Source organism: Streptomyces sp. NPDC008079, from assembly GCF_042957385.1.
Lineage (GTDB): Bacteria > Actinomycetota > Actinomycetes > Streptomycetales > Streptomycetaceae > Actinacidiphila.
The window spans coordinates 247,573-267,005 of record NZ_JBIBIC010000005.1; the positions used below are offsets into that span (position 1 = coordinate 247,573).

The following is a 19,433-nucleotide window of genomic DNA, read 5'->3' on the forward strand; positions in this document are numbered from 1 at the left end:
GCAAGGTGACGGAGCCTCAGAAGCAGCCCGAGGCCGCTCCCATGGCAGCCGCGGCGGCGAAGGCGGCACAGAAGCAGGCGGCGGAGGAGCCCGCCGTGAAGGCCGCCAAGAGCGCGAAGACGGCGGCCAAGGCACCGGCCGGGACTCCGGCGAAGGCACCCGCGAAGACACCCGCTAGAACCGTGGCCAAGACGGCGCAGACACGGAAGACCGCGGCGGCGGCCCCGCCCGCGGGCGCGGCGAAGAAGGCGGCGGGGACCAGGCCCCCGGCGAAGGGGCGGAAGACGGCACCGGCCGCTTCGAAGGCGGCGCCGTCCCAGGCCGTGGCCGAGGCCCCGGAGCCCCAGGAGCCCGTGGCCGGGACGCCGACTCCGGTCAGCAGCACCGGACTTGTCGCCCTCCTCCAGGAGAAGGGCGCGCTCGCGCCCGAGGCGGCGCTCGTCGTCCTCAAGGGCTCGCTGGTCGCGCTCGCCGCAGCCCACGAGGCCGGTGGCGCCCACGGCGACATCGCGCCCGAGAACGTCCTGATCACCCCCGAAGGCACGGTCCAGCTCGTCGACGCCGAACCGGCGGCTCCCGCCCCGGATCAGGCGGAGGCGAACGCCGAGCCGGACGCCGTACCCTCCGGCACCCCCTACAGCGCGCCCGAGCGGTGGGCGGGCGCACCGGCGACCGCGGCCTCCGACGTCTACGCGGCGACGGCCGTCTTCCACCAGAGCCTCACCGGCGCGCCGCCGTACGCGGGTGCCACGGCGGCGGAACTGGCGGCCCAGCACGCCGAGGCACCGGTCCCGGCCGAGCAGGCTCCGGAGCCCGTACGGCCGCTGCTCGCACGCGGGTTGGCGAAGAACCCGGCGGACCGGCCGCAGAGCGCGTCCGAGTTCGCCGCCGAGGCCGAGGCGGTCGCCGTCGCCGCCTACGGCGAGGACTGGGAGGAGCGCGGGCGCGGTGAACTCGCCGCGCTGGTCGTCCTGTTGGCGGCGCCGTCCGGCGAGGCCGCGGCGGAAGCGGCCCAGCAGCCGCAGCGCGCCGCCGTACCGGTCGCCGTGGCCGCGTCCGCCGCGTCCGGGGCTGGCGCGCCGCCCGTACCGCCCAAGCACGTGCCCCACCACGCCCCCGCGGGCGGCCCCGAGGCTCCCGCACCCCGCTTCAGCCGACGCGCGAAGGTCCTCGCCGTCGTCGCGGCGGCCGTGATCATCGCGGGCGCGGTGACCGTCACGGCGGTGGCGACCGGCAACAAAAGCGACGACACCCCCGTGGCGGGCCCGACGCCGACCGCCGTCACGTCGCTGACCGCGACGACCCCGACCACCGCGCCCGCCAACCCGTCCCCCACCGTCAGCCTGTCGGCGTCGCCCACGGTCAACGTCTCGCCGACCGGCACACCGACGACGGCGGTCACGCCCAGCAGGACCGTGTCGAGCACGCCCACCAGCACGCCGAGCACGCCGCCCACCACCGCGCCGACCACCCCTTCGGCCGACCCGACGACGACCGGGAAGCCCGCTGCCGGGCCGCACGTGGCGTCCATCGCCGTCACCGGTTTCGACTGCCCGACCGGCAAGCGCCGCACGGCGACCGCCACGGTGTACGTGACCTACGACGGCACCGAGGCGGGCACCTTGCACCTGACGTGGTGGCACAGCGCCACGGGCAAGCCGCAGGGCGCCGTCACGCTGGCCCGGCAGACCGCCCAGTTCCCCAAGGGCGCGCAGAGCTACACCTTCACGGACCGGTACACGTTCACCCCGGACCGCGATCACCCGTACGTCGGGCTGTCCGTCTCCAGCGACCCGGCCGCCGACTCCGGCAACGGCACCTACGGAGTGGGCTGCCGCTGACCCTCCGGCACGTGTCCGGCACCGCGCGGAAGGCGTCGCGCGGTGCCGGACACGTGTCAGTGCGGGCGTCAGGGCGCCGCAGGTGTCAGGACAGTGCAGGGTCAGGACATTGCAGGCGTCAGGCAGGTATCAGGACAAGCGCCAGGGCAAGTGCCGTGCGCTCACCGCGTGAAGATTCCGGCGACGAGGTTGATGGCGGTCGCGAGAATGCTCGTACCGAACAGGTACGACAGCAGTGTGTGCCGCAGGACGACCGCGCGGATCGTCGAACTGGAGACGTCGGTGTCGGAGACCTGGTAGGTCATGCCGAGGTTGTAGCTGAAGTAGAAGAAATCGCGGTAGGCCGGGGCCTCGTCCTCGGAGTTGAAATCGATCCCGCCCTCGGACTCCTCGTAATACAGATACGCGTACCGTGCCGCGTACATCAGATGCAGTGCGGCCCAGGCCATGAAGACGCCGATGAGCGCGGTCGCGGCGTGGGCGGTGTCGGAGTTGCCGAGCAGGAACACGACGATGCCGATGAGGCCGCAGAGCGCGACCGCGACGACCACGATCTCCTCGGCGAGCGGTCGCAGGTCCTCGCGCCGCGAATTGTGGCGGGTCGCGGCGGCGTCCATCGGCCACAGCACGCACCAGCCGACCACGACGAAGAACGACTCGGTGGCCGCGATGGCCGAGAGAATTCCCAGCGGCGTGTCGGTCGACGACCCCACGCACGCCCCGACCACCGCCCCGAAGGCGACCGAACCGGCAAGGCGCGGAGCCGCGGACGGCGAAAACCGGATACTCGTACTCACAGGCCGTAACGCTAGTGGTTCACCGCTGTCGGCACGGCAATGGCCGCGCAAAAGTGCCGTGCCGGATCGGCGCCGGGGAATCGGTCCGGGGATTCGGCGGGATTCGGCCCGGGGCTTCGGCGGGATTCGGCACGGGATCGCCTTCCCTACGTGTCGAGGCGGACGGTCATCTCCACCGTCACGTCGTCCCCCTCGGAAAGCCCCTCCGGTTTGCGCACGGCGTTCTTGAGCGGCAGCAGATAGCCGCCGTCCTTGGGAAAGAGCGAGGTCGCGAAATCGGTGCCGCCGATCCGGGCCAGCACCGGGATCACCCCCCACCCGTACGAGGCCGTCGTCGCCACCTCGCGGATGTCCGCGGACTCCTCCTCCGGCACGGGCACGAAGTAGTACGGCGCCGGTCCGCGCCACTCCACGACCCGCCCCGCGAACACCAGCTCCACGCCCTCAGCCCCTTCTCCCACGTCCTGCTTCCCGCGTCCCGCGCGTCCGTCGGGGACCGCCAGGCTAGACCAGTACGGGTTACGTCTCGTCCGCGCCCGCGCCCGGAGCGGACCCAGCGGGCGGAGGGGGCGGGGCGGGCGGGGCGAAGTGGATGGGGGCGGTGAAGTTGGCGCGGCGGGCGGCGCGGCGGAAGGTGATGAGGGCGGCGGGGCCCGCCAGCAGGATGGCGACGAAGTTGGTGACCGCGCGGCCGGTGTCCCAGCCGAGGGAGGTCGCCACGTCGAAGGCCAGGTAGCGGTGCCACTGCTCGGTGAAGGGCAGGCCCGGCAGGTAGGCGATGGAGCTGCCGGGGTCGAGCGAGAAGGGCCAGAAGGAGAGGTTGAGCAGGAAGCCGAAGAGGTAGCCGGACGCCGAGCCGTAGGCCGCGAGCATCAGGATCTCGGCCCTGCCGCGGGCGCGCGGGAGGAGCCCGGCGAGCATCCCGACAAAGGCGCAGCCGAACATCTGGTACGGCATCCAGGGCCCGACACCGCCGGTGAGCAGCGCGGACGCGAAGAGGGACGTGCAGCCGAGGGTGAAGCCGAAGCCGGGGCCGAAGACGCGGCCCGCGAGCACGAGGACGAAGAAGACGGTCTCGATGCCCGCGGTGCCCGCGCCGAGCGGGCGCAGGGCGGCGTTGACGGCGGACAGCACGCCGAGCATGGCCAGGGCCTTGGCGTCGATGCCGCCGTCGGCGATCTGGGCGAAGACCACGGCCAGGACGAGGATCAGCAGGACGCCGAAGATCAGCGGCGGCGCGTAGGAGGTGCCGAAGCGGCCGGGGGCGACGACGAAGGGCCAGAAGAAGGCGACCAGGCCGATGAAGGCGGCCAGGACGATGGTGACGACGGCCGTCGCGTGCATCCGGACGGCGGTGGTACGGCCCGTCCAACGCCCGGCCGCGCCCTTGCCGTTGCCCGCGCCCCCGCTCGTGTCCGTGGCGCCCGTCCTGGCCGTGGCCATCACTTCGCCTCGGCTTCCGCGAGCGCGTCCGCGACCTGACCGACCGTCAAATAGGGCAGCGGGGCGAGGATCTTGGCGGCCTGCGGTGCGAAGGCCGGTGAGGCGACGATGACATCGGCGGTGGGGCCGTCGGCGACCGTCTCGCCCTCGGCCATGACGATCACGCGGTCGGCGCTCGCGGCGACGAACTCCACGTCGTGCGTGGAGATCACGACGCTGCGGCCCTCGGCGGCGAGCGCGTCCACGATCCGGATGAGGGCCTGCTTGGCCTGGTAGTCGAGGCCGCGGGTCGGCTCGTCCAGCAGGACGACGTCGGGGGCGGTGGTGAGCTGGATGGCCAGCACGAGCGAGAGCTTCTGGCCTTCCGACAGGTCGCGGGGGTGGGTGTCGTCGGGGATGCCGGGCGCGAGCCGGTCGAGGATCGCCCGCGCGGTGCTCGGGGCCGCCCCGGCCGACTCCCGGTCGGCCTGGGCCAGTTCGGCGCCGACCGTCTCCAGGTAGAGCAAATCGGTGGGGGTCTGCGGGACCAGGCCGACGCGGCGGCGCTCAGGTCCCGACGTCGTACGCCGTCCGCCGAACCGTCGTGCCGAGGCCCCCGGCTCGGGTGCGGCCGGGTCCGCGCCCTGCGCGAGCCGTACGGTTCCGCCCTGTCGCGGCCCGGCGCCGTGGATCGCCCACAGCAGGGACGACTTGCCCGAGCCGTTGCGGCCCATCAGCGCGGTGACCTCACCGGCCCGCAGCTCCAGGTCCACCTCGCGGACCGCGACCACGTCTCCGTAGCGCACGACGATCCCGCTGGCGGTCAGCAGCGGTGTGCCCGTGCCGTGCGGGACGCGGACCGGCGGCACCGGACGTCCGGCGAGCCGTTCGCGCAAGGGGACGGCGGCGCGGCGGGCGTCGCGTACGGACAGCGGCAGCGGTTCCCAGCGGGCCAGGCGGCCGAGGTCGACCACGGGGGGCGCGACCGAGGCGGTACGGAAGGCGACGGACGGCGGCGCGGAGGTGACGGTGCCGTCGCCGGTCAGGTGCAGGACGCGGTCGGCGTACTGCACGACGCGCTCCAGGCGGTGTTCCGCGAGCACGACGGTCACCCCGAGGTCGTGCACGAGCCGGGTCACGGCGGCGAGGACTTCCTCGGCGGCGGTCGGGTCGAGCGCGGAGGTGGGCTCGTCCAGCACCAGAACCTTGGGGTGGGCGGTGAGGACGGACCCGATGGCGACGCGCTGCTGCTGGCCGCCGGACAGCTCGCTCAGCGCGCGGTGCCGCAGGTCGGCCAGGCCCATCAGATCGAGGGTCTCCTCGACGCGCTTGCGCATGACGTCGGCGGGGACGGCCAACTGCTCCATGACATAGGCCAGTTCCTCCTCGACGGTGTCGGTGACGAATCCGGCGAGCGGGTCCTGGCCCACGACGCCCACCACGTCGGCGAGTTCACGCGGCGGGTACGACGCGGTGTCGCGGCCGTCGACGGTGACACGGCCCGCGAGTGTGCCGCCGGTGAAGTGCGGCACCAGGCCGTTGACCGTGCCGAGCAGTGTGGACTTGCCCGCGCCGGTCCTGCCGACGACCAGGCACAGTTCGCCTTCCTCCAAGGTCAGGTCCACGTCCCGCAGCACGGGCTGCTCGGAGCCCGCGTACACGACGCTGACCTGGTCGAATCGGATCACAGCAGGGCCTCGCTGGGCTTGTCGGCGGACTCGGCGGTTTCGGCTGTCGTGGCGGTCACGGCGGCTCCGCCGGGCGGCACGGCGGAGCGCCCGGCCGTGGCGCTTCTCGCGCTCTTCGCGCTCTTCGCTCTCTTCGCGGCGGATGTGCGCGGCGGGGGCGGCGCGGCGAAGGCGGCGGTGCCCGCGAGCAGGATCGCGGCGGCGGGCAGCCACGGCAGTGACGGCCAACGCAGCGGATACAGGCTGGGGTTGAGGTCGGCGGCGTTGTAGCCGACAGTCAGGAACAGCACGGTGGCGGTGGCGACGCCGCACAGCGCGACCACCCACTCCGCGGACCGCCAGGGGTCGGGTCGGTAGCTGGTGCGCCGTATCCGCCGCCCGCCGAGCGCGAGTCCGGCGCAGCAGAGCAGCGACCCGCCGAGCATGGCGGGCAGTCCGAGCGCGCGCGGGGTGGTGCCGTCCAGCAGCCCGTAGATGCCGGTGCACAGGCCGAGCATGCCGCCGAGCATCAGGACGGCGGTGGTACGGCGTGAGGCGCGGGTCGCGGTGCCGGCCCGGCCGTAGCCGCGCGAGTCCATGGCGGCGGCCAGGTGCAGGGAGCGTTCCAGCGCGTCCTCCAGTACGGGGATGAGGATGCCGCGCAGCGCCCGCAGCCCCTTGGCCCGGTCGGCCCGCAGCCGTCGGGCGCGCGCCACCCGCTGGACGCTTTCGACGAGTTGGGGGGCGACGCTCAGCGACACCGTGACGGCGACGCCGAGTTCGTACAGCGCGCCGGGCAGGACGCGCAGGGCCCGCTTGGGGTTGGCGAGGGTGTTCGCGGCGCCGATGCAGCACAGCAGGCAGGCCAGCCGCAGTCCGTCGGTCGCGGCGGACAGGGTGGCCTCGAGCGACACCGGGCCGCCGAGCTGAATTCCCGCGTACCAGTGGGGAGTCGGGATGTGCGGCAGCGAGAACATGATGTGGTCGGCGGGTGTGATGCCGCTGGCGAAGACGCAGCGGAAGACGACGCGGATCGCGACGACCGTCAGCGCGAGGTACAGGTAGTACTTGAAGCCCTTCGCCCAGGGGGCGTCGGTGCGGCGCTCGGTGACGACGTAGCCGAGGACGACCAGGACCAGGCCGAGCAGCAGCGGGTTGGTGGTGCGGCTGACCGCGGTGGCCAGGGCGATGCCCCAGATCCACCAGGCGACCGGGTGCAGGGTGCGCGGCAGCCGCCGCCCGGTGTGCGGGGCGGCGGCGTGCGCGGGACCGCCGGTCGGGGACGGAGGCGGGGCGGTGGACAACGCGCTACTCCGCGTTCCGCCGCCGCCGGGTCCTGACGACGATGAATCCGGCGATCACGGCCACGACGGCCGCGGTCAGGGCGAAGGGCAGGACCGAGCCGGACGAATGGCTCGCGGCGGCGGTCGGCTCCGCGTCCTGCGTGCGGGGCTGCCCTGGCGACGGCGTTGCGCCCGTGGCCGTGCCCGTGCCCGGCGCGGTGCTCGCGGACGCGGTCCCGGTGGGGGTCGCGGTGGGCCGGGCCGAGGTGGTGGCCGGTGTCGTACGGGTCGCGGACGGCGTGGTGGCGGCCGGACGCGAGGTCTTCCCGGGCACCGAGCCCGCGGTGGTGTGCGTACCGGCGGGCTTGGTCGGCCTGGGCGGGGCCGAAGTGGCGCCGCCGGACGTGGTGTTGTGCGCCCGGACGCTGTCGGGTGAGAACGTCGGACGGCCCTGCGTGCCCGCGACGTTGGTGGCGCCGAAGATCCACAGGTCCACACTGCCGGGCTTGGGGTGGTAGCTCATCGCGCCCAACTGGCTGTAGGACCAGGTGTTCTGCCCCGCGTCGGCGTGCCAGTACGACCAGTAGGCGGTCGCGGGAGGTGTCAGCACACAGGGGGCGTCCTTGGACGTCGGATACTGCTTGCCGCCCTGGTAACCGGCGTAGCCGATCCGGCAGATGAAGGCCGGACCGTCGTGCTGGGTGCCGGTGGTGGCCCAGCCGCCCTGGTTCAGCAGGGTGTAGCCGGTGGTGGGCGTGGTGCCGCAGGAACGCAGCAGCGGGCCGCCCCAGTGGCTGAAGTCCACCGCGAGCACGACGCCCTTGGTGGTCGTGCACGCGCTCATCGGCTGCGCGGTCGCCATCGCGGGCGCCGCGCCCACGGTGAGCCCGCCGCACACGGCGGCGAGCGTCAGCGCGAGCGCGGTGACCGTACGGGCGAGGACCGATCGTGCGCCGGGCCGCCGTGGATGGCAGGACGCGCCTGCGACGGGCGCCGCCCGCCGGGCCGTTGACCGCATGCCATGGGCCGGCCGAATGCCGTGGATCACTGGTGCCTCCCGCCCTGTTGTGCGGTGCGCCGCCGCCGTACGGTCAGCGCGCTGCCGAGGGCCAGCAGCAGCGCGGCGAGACCGGCCGCCGCGAGCACGCCGGTGCCGGTGGCGGCCAGCGAGCCGCCGGAGCCGCCGGAGTCCGTGCCGCCCGCGGCGCCGGACGAGCCGCCGGAACCGGAAGAACCGGAAGAACCGCCGGTGGAGCCGCCGCCCGAGGGCGCGATGGGCGCGAGCGCGTGGGTGAGCGTGGTCAGCGGGGTGCCCGCGAGTGCCGGGACGGCCTGGGTGCTGGACCGCAGGTCGGAGTCGCCCGCCGCGGCGGTGATCCGGAAGCCGCCGTCCTTGTTTTGCGTGGTGCGCAGGAACTTCTGCCCGTCGCGCGCCTGTTGGGGCCGGATCTTGTCGGTGGCCAGCAGCGCCTGGACGGCGAGCGCGGTGGAGTTGCTGCTGACGCCCGCCGCGCCCTGGTAACCGCCGCTGGACTGCTGGGCCTTGACGAGATACGTACGCGCCTTGGTGACCGCGTCCGCGTGTCCCGGCACCAGGACGAGCGCCTGGAGCGCGTAGCCGGTGGTGTCCACGTCGGAGGCGCAGTCGGCGCCCGGCGCGTCCAGCGTGGAGGAGAAACCGCCGTCCGCGCACTGGAGTTGGAGCAGCCGGTTCACGGCGGCGGCGGGCGGGGTCTGGCCCGCGCGGGCCAGGGCGAGGACGCCGAGGGACTGGGAGACCGTCGAGTACGCCTGGTCGAAGTCGCCGGGGGCGGTGCAGGAACCGTCCTCGGCGGCGGCCGTGCAGACGTGGCCGCTGAGCGTGCCGATCAGGTCGAAGCCGCCGAAGTGCCGCGGGTCCTGGCCCATGACCTGGGCGAGCACCGCGAGTTTGGCGGTGGCGCCGCTGTACGGGCCGGGGTAGGCGGAGGTGCCCGCCGGGTCGGCGTAGTCCGCGACGTGTCCCGCGAGGTAGCCGGTGACCTTGGTCAGCGTCGGGTCCTGGCCGCCGGTGGAGGCGAGCGCGAGGGCGAGGTCGGCGGTCAGACCGTAGTCGGGGCCGTAGGTGCTGGCCAGGTGGTCGCTGCCGTCGAGCTGCTTGACCAGGTACGCGGCCCCTTCGGCCGCCGCCTTCTGGTCGGCGAGGTCGCGCAGCAGGGTGCCGAAGGAGGTGCCGACCGCGCCGCCGACGGCCTGCGTGGAGGCGCGTACGTCGGACTGCTTCTGGTCGGTGTCGGAGGCGACCCGGAAGCCGCCGTCCGCGTTCTGCTGCGCGGCCAGGAACGCGCGCGCCTTGGCGATCTGCGCGCGGTACCCCGTGCCGCCCAGGGTGAGGCCCTGGACGGCGAGGGCGGCGGAGTTGACGGAGTCACCGGCCGCGCCCCGGAAGCCGCCGTCGCCGAGCTGCTTGCTCGCGATCCAGGCCGCGCCCTTGGCGACCGCCTTGGCCGCGGCGTCGCCGGGCACCAGGTCGAGGGCCATGATCGCCATCGCCGTGCTGTCCACGTCCTGGTCGCCGGCGGCCGGGATCAGGCTCGGCCAGGCGCCGCTGGAGTCCTGGAGGCTCTCCAGGTACGCGACCGGCCCGGCCGCCTTGGCGGTGTCACCCGCGCGCAGTTGGGCGATGACGCCGAGGGACTGGGAGAACACCGAGGTGGCGTAGGCGTAGTTGTTCCTGGCCGCGCAGCCGCCCGAGGTGTCGGCCGCGGCGCAGACGGTGGCGTCGAGCGCGGCGATCAGGTCGTGGCCGCCGAAGGCGCGCGGGTCGTTGCCGGTGACCTCGGCCGCGACGGCCTCCTTGGCGAGCGAGCCGCCCTGCGCGTAGGAGGTGCCGATCAGCGTCCAGTCGTCGATGCCGCGGCCGGAGCCGTCCTTGCCGTGCTGGAGGAAGTCGGTGATCCCTGCGAGGGTGTCGTCGGCGCCGCCGGTCGCGGCCAGCGCGAGCACGCCGTCGACGGTCAGGCCGAAGTCGGCGAAGCCGGTGTTCTGGCCCGCGCCGGACTCGTAGTAGTGGCCGTCCACGAGATTGCCGCGGTTGATGAGGTACGCGACGCCCTTGGCCAGGTCGGGGGTTGCCGCGGCCGGGGTGGTCGGTCCGGTCGTGGGCGGGGTGGTCGGCGAGGTCGTGGGCGGGGTCGTCGGCGCGGTGGTGGGGGGCGTCGTCGGCGGGCTCGTCGGGGTGTCGCCGTAGGTGAGGCTGCCGAGGTCGCTGGAGGTCACGGCGAGGACGGCGGCGGTCGAGGCGTACAGGTCCGGGTCGGTGCCGCCGGAGCCGTCGGAGGCGAAACCGCCGCCGTCGGTCTGCCGGGCGGCGAGCCAGGAGCGGGCGGCGGCGGCGCGGTCGGTCTGCGCCAGTACGGTCAGCGCCTGGGCCGCGGAGGAGGTCGTACCGGTGTCGCCGGAGGACGCCCCTTCGTACGCGAGGTAACCGCCGTCGGCGGACTGCGTCTTGGTGAGGTACGCCCGCGCCTTGTCCAGCACATCGCCGGTACCGGGCAGGTGCTTGAGGGCGACGACGGCGTCGGCGGTCGAACCGGGGTCGGACGTGCAGCGCTCGCCGGGCGAGAGCATCGAGCCGGAGAATCCGCCGTCGGCGCACTGCATCCCGGTGAGCCGGTCGACGGCGGGCCGCGGCACGGTGGCGCCGCCGCGGGCCAGCGCGAGCAGGGCGCGGGCCTGGGTGCCGGGCGAGAAAGCGCCGTGGAAGTCACCGGCCGCGGTGCAGTTGCCGAGGCTTCCGGCCGCCGCGCAGACGTTGTCCGTCAGGTCCTTGAGCAGGTCGTGGCCGCCGAAGGAGGTGGGGTCACCGCCCAGGATCTCGGTGAGCAGCGCCAGGTTGGCCGCCGCGGCCGGGCTCGGCACGGTGACCGTGGAGTCCGGGAGCAGGTAGTCGTCGGCGTGCGCCGTCAGAAAGGCGTCGATCGCGCGGATCGTGGCGTCGGGGCCGCCGGCCGCCGCGAGTGCGATGGCGGTGTTCGCGGTGGCGCCGAAGTCGGTGCCCCAGCCGTCGAAGACGTGGTCGCCGTCGGTGAGTTGCCTCGTCAGCCAGGTGGCCGCCGCCGCTGTGTCGGCCTGTCCGCCGGGACCGGTCGGGGGCGTGGTCGGCGGCGTCGTGGGCGGGGTGGTCGGCGGCGTGGTGGTGTCGTGGGCGCGGACGGAGTCCGGTGTGAACGAGGGACCGCCGGTGCTGCCGCCGATGTCGGTGGGGCCGAACACCCACGCCTCGACCTCGCCGTCCTGCGGGTGGTCGCCGAGCGCGCCGAGCGGGCTGTACGTCCAGGTGTCCTGTCCCGCGGGCGCGATCCAGAACGACCAGTACGCGTTCGCGGGCGGGGTCAGGACGCACGCCTCGTCGGCGGTCGTCGGGTACTGCGTGCCGCTGTCGAAGCCGTCGTTGCCGATCCGGCAGATGAAGCCGGGGCCGTCGTGCACGGTGCCGGTGGTGGTGAATCCGGCGTTGTGCAGCAGATTCATGCCCGTGGTGGGGTGCGCGTCGCAGCCGCGCAGCACCGGGCCGTTCCAGTGCCCGTAGTCCACCGCGACGATCGCCCCCGAGGTGGGTGTGCAGTCGCCGATCGGGTCCGCGCCCGCCGGGGTCGCCACCGAGACCAGTCCGGCCGTGAGGCTGCCGAAGGTCAGCGCCGCCGCGGTGAGCAGGACGACGATGCGCGGCCGTCTGTGACGGCGGCGCGGGACAAGACGAAGCACGGGTGGCCCCCCGGGTCGGCCGACGGGGAGGGCGGGCCGCGGAGGCGAGGCGGCCTGGCGGTTGACGCGGCCGTCCTGTCGTCCGTGCCGTAGTCCTCGACGGCGATCGTGACTTGCTGCTCAGCGCAGGTGATCCGGCTCGCCCGCCTCTCGGAGGGCCTACGGTTGCGGGTCAGCGCCGGACTTGGACCGGCTTCCCCTGGCTGCTGAATCGGAAATACGTTTCATAGCACCACGTCGGCGTGTGCCCCGTCAACGTGGCGGGCAGTTGCCTTCACCACTCCCCCGCGACCCTTACGTCACGCGCGTGCTGCGCTAGCCTCGGCTGGTCGCCGACTGGGGGAATCCGGTGAGAGTCCGGAGCTGACGCGCAACGGTAGGGGCCGCCTTCGCGGTGGTCCGAGCCCGATCACCCGCTCGGAGACGCAGCACGTGCGGAAGCCTGACCACGCGTTCGGGCGGCGACCGCCTCGGCGCGGGCCGGTCGTGAGGACAGCCGTGTGCCGGGGCGCGAGGCGCCCCCTTCCAAGGAGAGTCCTCCACTCATGACCGTTCCTGTGACCGTGCCCTCCCGCACCGCCCGGCGCCGGGCACTCGCCGTCGCCGTACCGCTGGCGGCCGGAGCCCTGCTGTTCACCGCGACCGCGCCCGCGCGGGCGACCTCGACCCCGGCGCAGATCGCCACGTCCAAGGCGAACGGCGTCGCCTATCTGAAGTCGCTTCAGGCCGCCGACGGCTCGTACGCGGGCAGCGGTCTGTCCAACGAGTGGGCGTTCAGCGCCTTCGCCGCCGCGGGCACCGCGGCGGCCGACGTCTCTCCCGGCGGCGACACCACGAAGAACGCCAGGACGGTCTACCGGAATCTGCTGGCCACCGCCGCGTGGCCGTCCGCGTCGCCGGTGGTGACGGACTACGAGCGCGGCGCGCTCAACGCGTACGCGGCGGGCATCGATCCGGCCCGCGTCGGCACCGGCCGCAATCTGATCGCGGACATCGCCTCGTACTGGCAGCCCGCCTCGCCCGGCTACTTCGGGCCCCCCGCCAACTTCAACGGCACCGTCTTCGGGCTGCTGGCGCTGGCCGGGGCGAAGACGCAATCGGGCGGGCAGCGCGTGCCCCAGGCCCTGCTCGACGCGTCGGTGGCGGTCGTGCGCGCCAACGAGCACACCGACGGCGGCTGGAACTACGCGAAGGCGGCGGGCGATCCGACGCAGCTCGGCGCCGCGAGCGACATCGACATGACCGGCGCGACCCTGGCGTCGCTGTGCTCGGCCGGGGTGCCCAACACCGACACGGCCGTCGTCGCGGGCAAGAACTTCCTCAAGGGCAAACTCGTCAACGCCACCGGCGCCTTCACCTCGATGTTCGGCGCGAACACCGACTCCAACGGCTGGGCCGTCTCCGGCCTGAACGCCTGCGGATTCAACGCGCAGGGCACGGACTTCACCACCGCGGCGCGCAAGACGCCGGTCGACTTCCTGCTCGCCCAACAGTTCGGTCCGGGCGGCGGCTTCCGCTACCTGCCCACCGACACGAGCCCGTCGGCGTACGCCTCGATCGACGCGGTCCGCGCGGTCGCGGGCGGCGGCTTCACCGCCACTCCCCCGGCCCCGGTCACTCCCGGCGCGCCCACCTGGGCCGCCACCACCGACTTCACCAGCGGCTCCACCAGCAAGCTCGCGCTCATTGTGGACAACGGCGGCGGTTCGCTGAAGGTGTGCTCGGTGCCGGTCGCGGCGACTGGTACGACCACGACGCTCGGTACGGTCCTGGACGCGGCGGCGGCGTCCGCGACGCCCGGCGGCTGCGTCACCGCCGTCACGCCCGCTACCGGCACGGGCACGGTCACGGCGCTCAACGGCACCGTCAACTCCGGTACGGCGACGTGGAAGTCGAGCCTGGACGGCTCGGCGCCGATCGCCGCCTCGCGCGGCACGACCGTCCACCTCGGTGACACGGTCTACCTGCGGTACGGGAGCTGACCGGCTCCCGCCAGCGGGCGCGCTTCCGCGGCGGTGACCGGTTCCGCCGGTTCGACGCCGTGGAGCGCGTGGGCCAGGACTTCGGCGCCGCGCACGACGCGGGGTCCCGGCCGGTTGAAGTAGGCGGGTCCGTCCAGGACCCACACGCGCCCGTCACGCACGGCGGGCAATTGGGCCCATGAGGGGTGGCCGGTCAGCAGGCCGGCCTCCTTCAGGGTGCGCTCGGGCGGGAAGCCGCACGGCAGCAGCATGACCGCTTCCGGCGCGGCTTCCCGCAGCGCGGTCCACTCCATGGGCGCGGTGTGCTCGCCCGGTCGCGCGAGCAGGGGTTCGCCGCCCGCGCAGCGGATCTGTTCCGGGACCCAGTGCCCCGCGGGCCACAGCGGGTCCAGCCATTCGATGGCGGCCACCCGCGGCCGGGGGCGGCCCGCCACCCGCTCCCGTACCGCCGCCAGCCGCTCCTCCAGCTCCGCCGTCCTGCGGGCCGCGGCCTCGGGAACGCCCAGCACGTCACCGACCTGGCGCACGCAGGCGAGTACGTCGGGCAGGGTCTTCGGCTCCAGGCTGATCACGCGCGGTCCTTCGCCGTCCAGCACGCGTACGGAGTCGGTGACCGCGCCGTAGGAGACGGCGCACACCTGGCAGAGGTCCTGGGTGAGGACCACGTCGGGCGCCAACTCGGCGAGCAGCGCGGCGTCCAGGGTGTAGAGGGACGAGCCCCGGTGCGCGGCGCCGCCGACGGCCCGCGAGATCTCCCGGCTGCTGAGCGCGTCCGGGTCGAATTCCGCGCCGGTCACCACCGGTACGTCGGCGACCACCTCCGGCGGCCAGTCGCACTCATGGGTACGGCCCACGAGGGCGTCGCCGAGGCCGAGTTCGACGACGATGTCGGTCGCGGCGGGGAGCAGGGAGACGATGCGCATACCGGGAACGGTAGCCGGGCGGCGGGCGGGGGCTCGCGCGGCCGAGGGGAAGCGGAGGACAAGGACAAGGCCGGGTGCCACGGGTTGATCGTGGCACCCGGCCTTGGTTCAGGGGGATTCAGCGGGGTTCAGGGTCTACGGCGAGAGGCGTTCAGCCCCAGGGCCCGTGCCCGGCGGAGCCCACGGTCAGCGGTCCGATCGCCAGGCTCGGCCGCCCGCTGGTGCCGTGCACCGCGCCTGCCGGGACCCGGACCGTCACCTCGCCGTTCCCGCGCGGGGTGACGGTGAACGTCCAGGTCGTGCCCGCCGCGCCGACGCCGTTGGCGGTGAGGCCGGTGACGGTGCCGTTGGACACCCGCAGGTCGGCGGCGGTCAGGCCGGTGACCTGCTGGTCGAGGGTGAGCGTCACCGGGATGGGCTTCCCGCGTGTCGCGGTCACCGCCGTGGTGGCCAGCGAGCCGGTGGGCGTGTCGCCGACCCGGTACGCGCCGCCGCACACGCCCGTCAGCAGCGGGTCAGCGGTCACGGCCCGGCTGCCCGAGATGCTGAGCACATGGCAGCCGACGCCGACGCGCACCGCGAGCCCGCCGTCGTCCTGCCGGGTCGCGGTCCGCGCACGGCCGTCCACGTACACCGTCGTACCCCGGTATCCGTCGGTGACCGGCACGCTCACCGTGGCGACGGAGTTGCCCGGCACCGACACGCCGAGGTCGGTACGGTCGCCCACGCGGTGGAAGGACGCGCCGACCGTGCCCTTGACGGTCGGTGTCGTCACCGAGCCGTACGTCTGGTCGCCCGGTTGCGGACGCACGGTGAAGGTGTCGTAGCCCGGCGTGGACGGCGCGATGCCGTACATGTCGCGCGGGATGACGTACGAGGGGGCGGTGGCCCACGGGTGCGACCACGTCATGTTGCTCTTCTCGGCCGGGTCCCACGCCTCGCCGGTGGCGCCCGCGCCCAGGTCGATCATGTGCAGCCAACTGTTGGTGCCGTGCGAGGTGAGCAGGTCGAGCGCTTCCTGCGCGTGGCCCGCGTTGTACAGCCCCTGGAGCAGGAAGCCCGAGCAGTAGACGCTGCACGCCATGCCGCGCGAGGTGAGGTACGACGCGACCGCGTCGTACTGCTGTCGGCTCGCGGGGACGCCGAAGGCGGCGGGGAACGCGGTCGCCTGGACCGCGAAGTGCCCGGTCGGCTTCATGTCGGCGCTGAGCCCGTCGTCGTACGCGCCCTTGCCCGCGTTGTAGAACGCCGAGTTGAGGGTGGTGCGCAGCCGGTCGGCGATCACGGTGAAGTTCGCCGCGTCGGCGCTCTTGCCGAGGGAGGCGGCCAGGACCGCCATCTGCGAGAAGTTGCTGTACGACAGGGCGCCCAGGATGGTGTTCTTCGCGGCGAAGACATAGCCGTCACGGCTGCCCTCCGGCCAGTCCACGATGGCGTCCGACTGGTCGATGGTGCCGAGCGCCGCGTTGTAGTCCTTGCTGAGCAGCTTGGGCACGAGCGCGTCGTACATCCGCTTGACCTGGTCGGTGGAGCCGGTCTGCCGCCAGTTGTCGTAGACGGATGTGATCACGTAGAGCGGCCATTCCTGCGGCCAGGTGCGGTGGTTGGCGAAGTAGTCCATCGAGTAGACGCCGAGTGTCGGGTCGTCGCTGAGGTAGAGGCTCGCCAACTGGTGGATGTAGTTGTCGGATTCGTAGGGTCCGCGCTCGCGGGTCCAGGAGTCGACGTAGAAGTTCTGGTTGGTGGTCTCCACGGTGTTCTTGGCGAGCTGCCAGACCGAGACGAGATCGGGGTCGGACGAGGTGAGCTGGGCGCCGCTCTCGTCGAACGGGTAGACCATGGCGAGGGCCTGGAGATTGTCGGCCGTGACGGGGACGGGCGAGTTGAGGACGTCGAGGTAGCGGAAGACGCGCATGCCCCAGGTGTCGACGCTCTGGGTGCCGCCGCGCAGGGTGACGACGTCCTGGTACTCGTTGCCCGCGCGCAGCTTGTAGCGCACGGTCGTCGGGTCGGACAGTTCCTCGCCGTAGCGGAGGGTGACCTTGCGTCCCGCCGTGCCGGGCAGGGTGAGGTGGACGCCGCCCTGCCAGGTCTGGCCGAAGTCGACGAGGTAGTTCCCGCTGCCCTTGTCGGTGATCTTCACGGGCCGCCTGAGCTGTTCCCGGACCTTGCCGAACGGGGTCGGCCGCAGGTCCGCGAACGCGGTCTTCGCGGTGGCGGCGGGCCACGCGGAGTCGTCGTACCCGAAGCGGCCGAAGCCGTCCGGGTAGCGGCTCATCGTGATGTCCTCCTGCGGCATGTTCCAGTAACTGGTCCCGGTGGACTTCGCGGACGGCCAGATGTCCGCCCCTGACATGCTCCTCCAGCCGGGTCCTGTGCCGACCGTGCTCGTGCTGCCGTCGGTGTAGCGGATCACCAGATACGCCTGGAAACGCTGGTCCTTGGTGGTGTACGCGACCGCCGACAGCGCGTGCTCGCCGCCGGACCGCAGCGCGGCCGTCACGTCGAAGCCGTCGTAGCGGGTCTCCTTGTCCAGCGCCTCGGTCGGGCCGAGACCCACGAACCGGCCGTCGAGATACAGCTTGTAGACGTACTGCTTGGCCGCGTCGAAGGAGGAGCCGGTCGCGAAGACGGTGGCCCAGGCGACCTGCTTGGTCCGCTTCCCGCTCTTGTCGAGCGTGAAGTCGTGGCGCAGCAGCGCCCAGTCGTTGGTGGCGTGGGAGCTGAGGCAGTCCGTGCTGGTGCCCACGGCGAGCGCGCCGTTCTGCACGGTGCCGCACGGGAAGGGCGCGCCGGTCGCGCCGAAGTCGTTGGCGTAGAGGGTCTTTCCGCTGTCGGCCGCCGCCAGGCTGGTGACGGTGACGTCGTCCGCGGTGCCCGTCTCGGTGCCGCCGGTACGGAATCCGATGCCGCCCTCGGCGAAGGCGGTGTCGGTCCTGGTGTCGACCACCTTGCCGTCGAGGAAGGTGGTGAGCGTCGAGCCGACCGCCTCGACGCGGACGTCGTGCGTGGTGCCGACGGCGAGCGTGGTGTTCAGCGGTACGGGCGTGCCCGCGCGGAAGGTGCCGTTGGTCTCGACGTGCGGGACAAGGGTGTTGGGGTTGCTGGTGTCCGACGCCCTGAACTGCCACATGTAGCCGTTGCGGACGTCGGGCGAGCGGAACCTCACCCCGAGCGCGACCTTGGTCACGGTCAGCTTCACGTCGAGGCGGTAGTCGGTCCAGGTGTCGACGGCGGGCGGCGCGGACCAGATCGGCGCGCTCGTGCCCCAGGTGGCGCCGGGTCCGGTGCCGAAGGTCGCGGGGGCCGACCACGCGGTGGCCCTGCCGCGCTCGTCCCAGACCCGCACCGACCAGGAGTAGCGCTCGGCGGCGCGCAGGGCGGCGCCGCCGTACGGGATCGCGGTCGCGGCGGCCGAGGCGACCTTCGCGCTGTCCCACACGACCCGGCCGCGGCCCGACTCGCCCTCGGTGACGCGGAGTTCGTAGCCGGTCTGGCGGCCGACCCCGGACTGCCAGCCGAAGCCGACGGTACCGGCGGGATCGACGTCCACGGGAGCGGACAGCGATCCGACCGTCAGGTGGGAGGGCGCGCCGCTGTTCCCCACGCCTGCCTGCTGCCCCGGGCCCGGCGCGCCCGGCGGCGCGGCGCTCGCGGGTCCGGCCAGCGGCTGGACCAGGACCAGGGCCGCGAGGGCCGAGGCCGTGGCCAAGAGGGACACCAGTCTTCGACGCATCGTCACAGTCCGTCCACGGAAGGGGATTGAATCGTTTCACTTCATCTGCTAGTGACGTTACGGACGCGTGAACGGGTGTGTCAAGACTCCTGACGCCGGGGGCCGGTGGGCGTATGCGCCGGTCAAGGAGGCGGGGCACCGCGTTCTCGCGGGCGGGGGCTCGGGGTGCGGGGAATCGATTCAGTGGGGGTCGAATGGCCGTCGACGCCGAGGGGAGGGCCGCCCGGCGGCCTTCTTCGGCTCGGGTGGCCGTCGAAACCGCCGGGCCGGGCCGCCTTTGGCGCGCCTTCGGCTGTGTTCGTTCACGATCGAGTCGGTGCGCTGCCGGGCTCGGGCTTCGCCCGCCCGCTCGGGGTGCGGTGGGGCGGGGGCAGCGCTCCCAGGGCCAGGACGCGGAGCGGCCGGACTCCAGGAGGGTGATCATGCCGAAGGCGTGGTCGGTGAGGCCGCCGAAGGTGTGGCGGTTGCCGGTGCCCGAGGGCATGGCGCCCGCCTTGTAGCCGGCCATGTTCCACATGTAGACCGGCACGTTCTTCGGGACGAGGGCGTCGATCTCCGTTTCGCGCATGCCGCCGTGGCCACTGGCGTTGGACGGGAACCAGCCGGGCCTGGTCTGCTCGTCGGTGACCACGACGATCCGGTCGTGGCCGCGGAAGTGGGCCTTGACCGCCGACGGAATGTCGGTGCCGTCGATCCGGCCGAACTTCTCGATCAGGCGCAGGACACTGCCGCCCTTCGGCACGGCGACCGGCCTGCTGCGCATGCCGAACTCGATCAGGGTCGGGTCGGCGGCGCGTACCGCCAGGGCGGCGCCGAAGACCGCGGCCTGCTCGGCCAGGGTGATGTCCGAGCTGTTCGGCGTGGAGAAGCCGAAGCCGGGGAACATCGACGGCGAGCGGTCGACCAGGATCAGCGTGCGGCCGGGCAACGCGGGCACGTTGGCGAGCGAGAGGTTCAGCGCCTTGTCCAGCGCGTGGCCCCAGCGCAGCGATGCGACGTGCTTGTGGGCCGCCCAGAACCGGAACGGGAGCATGCG

At 73.3% G+C, this 19,433-nt stretch carries 11 protein-coding genes and 2 riboswitches; of the genes, 2 read left to right on the forward strand and 9 right to left on the reverse strand.

Translation table 11 applies throughout. From position 1 onward, the window contains the following. The first annotated feature begins 5 nt into the window (after nucleotides 1–5). Nucleotides 6–1,841: a protein kinase gene (locus ACFZAM_RS14495; protein ID WP_391045961.1), complete on the forward strand. Its 1,836-nt coding sequence runs from the start codon at nucleotides 6–8 to the stop codon at nucleotides 1,839–1,841. Between the two features lie 161 nt (nucleotides 1,842–2,002). Here the strand turns inward: ACFZAM_RS14495 and ACFZAM_RS14500 are convergent, their stop codons facing one another. The 7 genes from ACFZAM_RS14500 to ACFZAM_RS14530 all read right to left on the reverse strand — a co-directional run bounded on the left by ACFZAM_RS14500 (nucleotide 2,003) and on the right by ACFZAM_RS14530 (nucleotide 11,756). After that, entirely contained in the window at nucleotides 2,003–2,638 is a 636-nt protein-coding gene (locus ACFZAM_RS14500) for a DUF1345 domain-containing protein (protein ID WP_391045963.1), read from the reverse strand. Nucleotides 2,639–2,784: 146 nt separating this feature from the next. After that, nucleotides 2,785–3,078 carry a DUF1905 domain-containing protein gene (locus ACFZAM_RS14505; RefSeq protein WP_355341469.1) on the reverse strand — a complete coding sequence of 98 codons (294 nt, stop codon included), beginning with the start codon at nucleotides 3,076–3,078 and terminating at the stop codon, nucleotides 2,785–2,787. A gap of 79 nt (nucleotides 3,079–3,157) precedes the next feature. Next, the gene (locus ACFZAM_RS14510; protein ID WP_355341769.1) at nucleotides 3,158–3,982 is read right to left on the reverse strand and encodes an ECF transporter S component; all 825 of its coding nucleotides are present in this window, start codon (nucleotides 3,980–3,982) and stop codon (nucleotides 3,158–3,160) included. Between the two features lie 98 nt (nucleotides 3,983–4,080). After that, complete coding sequence (locus tag ACFZAM_RS14515) at nucleotides 4,081–5,748, reverse strand: ATP-binding cassette domain-containing protein (protein ID WP_391045965.1); 1,668 nt, start codon at nucleotides 5,746–5,748, stop codon at nucleotides 4,081–4,083. Beyond that, on the reverse strand, nucleotides 5,745–7,031 hold the full coding sequence (locus tag ACFZAM_RS14520) for a CbiQ family ECF transporter T component (RefSeq protein ID WP_391045968.1): 1,287 nt from the start codon (nucleotides 7,029–7,031) through the stop codon (nucleotides 5,745–5,747). The genes ACFZAM_RS14515 and ACFZAM_RS14520 overlap by 4 nt, the downstream gene beginning before the upstream one ends. A 4-nt stretch (nucleotides 7,032–7,035) precedes the next feature. Next, a complete protein-coding gene (locus ACFZAM_RS14525; protein ID WP_391045970.1) occupies nucleotides 7,036–8,028 on the reverse strand; it encodes a hypothetical protein in 993 nt (330 codons plus the stop codon). A 26-nt stretch (nucleotides 8,029–8,054) separates the two neighbouring features. Beyond that, nucleotides 8,055–11,756 (reverse strand): prenyltransferase/squalene oxidase repeat-containing protein, encoded by a 3,702-nt coding sequence (locus tag ACFZAM_RS14530; RefSeq protein ID WP_391045972.1) that lies wholly within the window; start codon nucleotides 11,754–11,756, stop codon nucleotides 8,055–8,057. Nucleotides 11,757–11,862: 106 nt separating this feature from the next. Continuing rightward, a riboswitch (cobalamin riboswitch) is annotated at nucleotides 11,863–11,996 on the reverse strand. 50 nt (nucleotides 11,997–12,046) lie between these two features. Continuing rightward, nucleotides 12,047–12,192: riboswitch (cobalamin riboswitch) on the forward strand. 109 nt (nucleotides 12,193–12,301) lie between these two features. Between ACFZAM_RS14530 and ACFZAM_RS14535 the strand changes: the two genes are divergently transcribed. Further along, on the forward strand, nucleotides 12,302–13,738 hold the full coding sequence (locus ACFZAM_RS14535; protein WP_391045974.1) for a hypothetical protein: 1,437 nt from the start codon (nucleotides 12,302–12,304) through the stop codon (nucleotides 13,736–13,738). Here ACFZAM_RS14535 and ACFZAM_RS14540 read toward each other — a convergent pair. Next, on the reverse strand, nucleotides 13,717–14,661 hold the full coding sequence (locus tag ACFZAM_RS14540) for an ABC transporter substrate-binding protein (protein WP_391045976.1): 945 nt from the start codon (nucleotides 14,659–14,661) through the stop codon (nucleotides 13,717–13,719). The two genes, ACFZAM_RS14535 and ACFZAM_RS14540, sit on opposite strands and share 22 nt — an antisense overlap. A gap of 151 nt (nucleotides 14,662–14,812) precedes the next feature. Then, on the reverse strand, nucleotides 14,813–18,373 hold the full coding sequence (locus ACFZAM_RS14545; RefSeq protein WP_391045977.1) for a family 78 glycoside hydrolase catalytic domain: 3,561 nt from the start codon (nucleotides 18,371–18,373) through the stop codon (nucleotides 14,813–14,815). Between the last annotated feature and the right edge of the window lie 1,060 nt (nucleotides 18,374–19,433).